General features: G+C 43.0%; 4 protein-coding genes. 3 read left to right on the top strand and 1 reads right to left on the bottom strand.

Annotation, left to right across the window (positions count from 1 at the left end):
- Nucleotides 1-383: 383 nt before the first annotated feature.
- From F6K57_RS40450 to F6K57_RS40440, 3 genes are all read left to right on the top strand, one after another.
- Entirely contained in the window at nt 384-761 is a 378-nt protein-coding gene (locus F6K57_RS40450) for a VOC family protein (protein ID WP_293074562.1), read from the top strand.
- Nucleotides 762-788: 27 nt separating this feature from the next.
- The gene (locus F6K57_RS40445) at nt 789-2,105 is read left to right on the top strand and encodes a recombinase family protein (protein ID WP_293021794.1); all 1,317 of its coding nucleotides are present in this window, start codon (nt 789-791) and stop codon (nt 2,103-2,105) included.
- 308 nt (nt 2,106-2,413) lie between these two features.
- Nucleotides 2,414-2,647: a hypothetical protein gene (locus F6K57_RS40440; protein ID WP_293021796.1), complete on the top strand. Its 234-nt coding sequence runs from the start codon at nt 2,414-2,416 to the stop codon at nt 2,645-2,647.
- A 56-nt stretch (nt 2,648-2,703) separates the two neighbouring features.
- On the opposite strand, the gene F6K57_RS40435 is transcribed toward F6K57_RS40440, so the two are convergent.
- On the bottom strand, nt 2,704-2,964 hold the full coding sequence (locus F6K57_RS40435; RefSeq protein WP_293021797.1) for a MoaD/ThiS family protein: 261 nt from the start codon (nt 2,962-2,964) through the stop codon (nt 2,704-2,706).
- Nucleotides 2,965-3,341 lie beyond the last annotated feature (377 nt).

The raw sequence follows: 3,341 nt of genomic DNA, 5'->3' as shown, positions 1-3,341 counted from the left end.
TTGTGAGTAGATTTTTTTCTGGGTCATAATTGGGATTTTTATTGACTACCCCATTTACCCAGATTTTTCTGTTTTGTCCAACCCCTCCCCTACTTGCTTTTCAAGCACTTGTGTCCGTCAGCAAGGCTATAACCTTAAACCTGTCGCCTTAAACCATCAAACCTTAAACCTGTAACCAAACAACCTTCAAACCAAACAACCTTCAAACCAAACAACCTTCAAACCAAACAACCTTCAAACCAAACAACCTTCAAACCAAACAACCTTCAACCTTCAAACCAAACAACCTTCAACCTTCAAACCTTCAACCTTCAACATTAAAACCTTCAACATTAAAACCTTCAACCCTTCAACCTTCAACCTGTAACTTTAATTAAAAGATTATGGAAATTAATCAGTGTCTTCATGTTGCTGTTTTAGTTTCTGATTTGGAAAAGGCAGAGGATTTTTACGGTAAGATTCTGGGATTATCTAAAGTTGAACGAGAGCTGAGATTTCCTGGTGCTTGGTATCAGGTTGGTCAATTCCAAATTCACTTGATGGTTAATCCTAATGCTAAAGTTGACCTAAAAAATCCTGAAAAATGGGGTCGTAATCCCCACATTGCCTTTAGTGTCGTAAATTTAGATGACGCGAAGGAATCTCTACAAGCTCATGGTTACCCGATTCAATTGAGCTCGTCTGGTCGTGCGGCATTATTTACCCAAGATCCAGATTGTAATATTATTGAGCTTAGTCAGATTAGTAAGATTAGCACTTAGGGGTTAAGGTCGGTATGGGGAAAATAGATGAAAACCATTGCCTACCTGTACAGCAATCCCCTACTTGACCCAGTGCCCGACCCAGAAGTTTGGGGTTTGGAGGTGGATCAGATCTATCTAGATTTAGGAGGACGTCAGCAGTGGCAGCAGTTAGTTGCGGATTGCCAAGCTCAACCCCCTGATTACTTGCTAATTCGTCGTCTGGAAGAACTGGGAGAGTGTTTAGCTGAAATTAGCGATCGCATTACCCAAATTGAAACCCTCGGTATTTGTTTGATTGCCACAGAGCAATCTTACAATTCTGCTCAGCTAACGGATGCTACCAACTACACTACGATTCGCGCTAGTTTACTGAAGCTCTTACACGAAATCCAGCAGGAAGTCAACAGCCGCCGCCTTCGGCAAGGGCACGCTCGTAATCGCCTCAAAGCCTTACCCCCACCAGGAAAAGCCCCCTATGGCTATCGGCGGGGCAAAGACCGCTATCTAATTGACCGCAGTACGGCACCGGTGGTTAAGGATTTTTTTGAACAGTTTCTGCTTTATGGTTCCTTGCGGGGTGCAGTACGGTATTTAGAGCAAAAATATGGTAAACGGATTTCCGTGACTACCGGGCGTCGTTGGCTAACAAATCCGGTTTATCGGGGAGACCTTGGCTATCAAAAAAATGGTGAGGTTATTTCCGATACCCATAGTGCTATTTTGAATCGGGAAGAAGCGGCACAAATTGACCGACTGCTCAGGCGCAACCGACAATTACCTCCTCGAACCGCTAGTGCTCCCCGTTCTTTGGCCGGGTTGGTGGTTTGTCAGGAATGTCAGTCGGGGATGACCGTTGTTAGTGTTACTCAATATCGTAAAAACAAACAATATCTCTACCTACGTCCGATCAATTGTCCTAAGCATCCCAAATGCCGTGCTCTTAGTTATGAACAGGTCTTGGAGCAGACTATTCAACTGATCTGTCAGGAATTACCCCGTGCTGTTGCTGCTATGAATGCTCCCAGCTTGGATGGGGTCAAGGAATCCCTTCAGGGTAAAATTACTCAAAAAAAAGATAATTTAGAGCAGCTAACCCTGTTAACGTCTAGTGGGGTGCTTGATCAAGAAACTGCTGATTTACGAGCATACAAACTACGGACAGAAATTTCCCAATTGCAGCAGCAGCTAGCTGCTTTGCCGCCAGTGAATTTAAAAGCGATCGCTCAGACAGTATCCATTCCTCAATTCTGGATTGATTTATCAGAATCAGAGCGTCGGTTTTACTTTCGGGAGTTTATTCAAAAAATTGAAATCTTGCGTCAGGTAAAAGAATTGCAGCTGCAACTTGTGTTTATTTTTTAAGTAAGCTATCAGCTATCAGCTATCAGCTATCAGCTATCAGCTATCAGCTATCAGCTATCAGCTATCAGCTATCAGCCATTTGCCACCGACACATTACTCCTACTTTAAGCAATGCCCTTTGGCGAGGCATCCTGTAAAGTTATCCAAAGATAAATTACATTAGCTCTCACAACGCTAGTGCTGCCCAGTTATTTTTGTAAAATTAAATACAGAAAATAGTTAAAGTTTACCCATTGTCTGGGAAGATTTTGGCTCGAAGCAGTCTCAGCTAGGGTAGACGGGAATTTTTTTACCTTGATGAGAGAACCATGAAACTTTTAGAATCGCAGACCCAAACCCCGACTTGGAACAGCTCCCCTAATCCCAACTTAGATCAGTCCCAGGAACCGTTCCAACCTGGGACTTGGGTACGTCTGTTAGAGCTACCTAATCCCTATAGCTTTGATGAAGCGCTACTGCTTTGCCAGATTTCACAAGACCAGTGGGTATCCTGGATTCCTGATCATGGCGAAGCAACCCTACATATCAGTCAATTTTTCTGAGTTTTTACTAGAAACACAGCCCTTGGAGGCAAAAGGCTTGCAGGCACAATAATCGATTAGCCACCGCTAACAGGAGGAATCAGAACCACTTCATCCCCATCTTGCAAGGGGGTATCGGGGGGAACGAATTGGAGATTGATGCCAAAGCGCGTCACTTCACGCCATTGCTCCAGCTCTGGGTGTTCACTCAGTAAACGGTCTAGCACGGCTGATACTGATGTTTGAGGGGGAAATCCTAACTGGAGTTCTGGCAAGCCATAGGTTTCTTGATAGGCAGCAAAAAGCTTGACTGTAATAGTAATTGATGATTCAGACATAGATTAATTTGTTATTGAGCTCGATAATTGCTATGAATTTGCTATTTTTTTGTGTGAAATGCTGTTTTATTATCTTCTCCCTGACGAGACTCAGATCCAAAAACTTGACCAATAAGATCAAAGAAAATCCAATAATATAGATGCACCCTGAGGATCAAAGCAGTATGTACCCTAATTCGGGAGTATTATAAAACCTAAGTGGCATTTTTGACCAAAATAATGGGTCTCAAGCCTTGCCCTTCTAGGGCGACTTTTCCAGAATTTATTAGAAAAAGGTGTATAATATATTAAGTGTGTAGCCTAGCACAGGTAGGATTCGTCGGTACTACCTCAATTAATAACGACGTAAAGCGATGCTAGTACACGAGGCGCGAAAA

Source organism: Moorena sp. SIO4A5 (assembly GCF_010672005.1).
Taxonomy (GTDB): Bacteria; Cyanobacteriota; Cyanobacteriia; order Cyanobacteriales; family Coleofasciculaceae; genus Moorena.
Note: the sequence above shows the minus strand (reverse complement) of the source record. Positions and strands in the feature narration are given on the sequence as shown.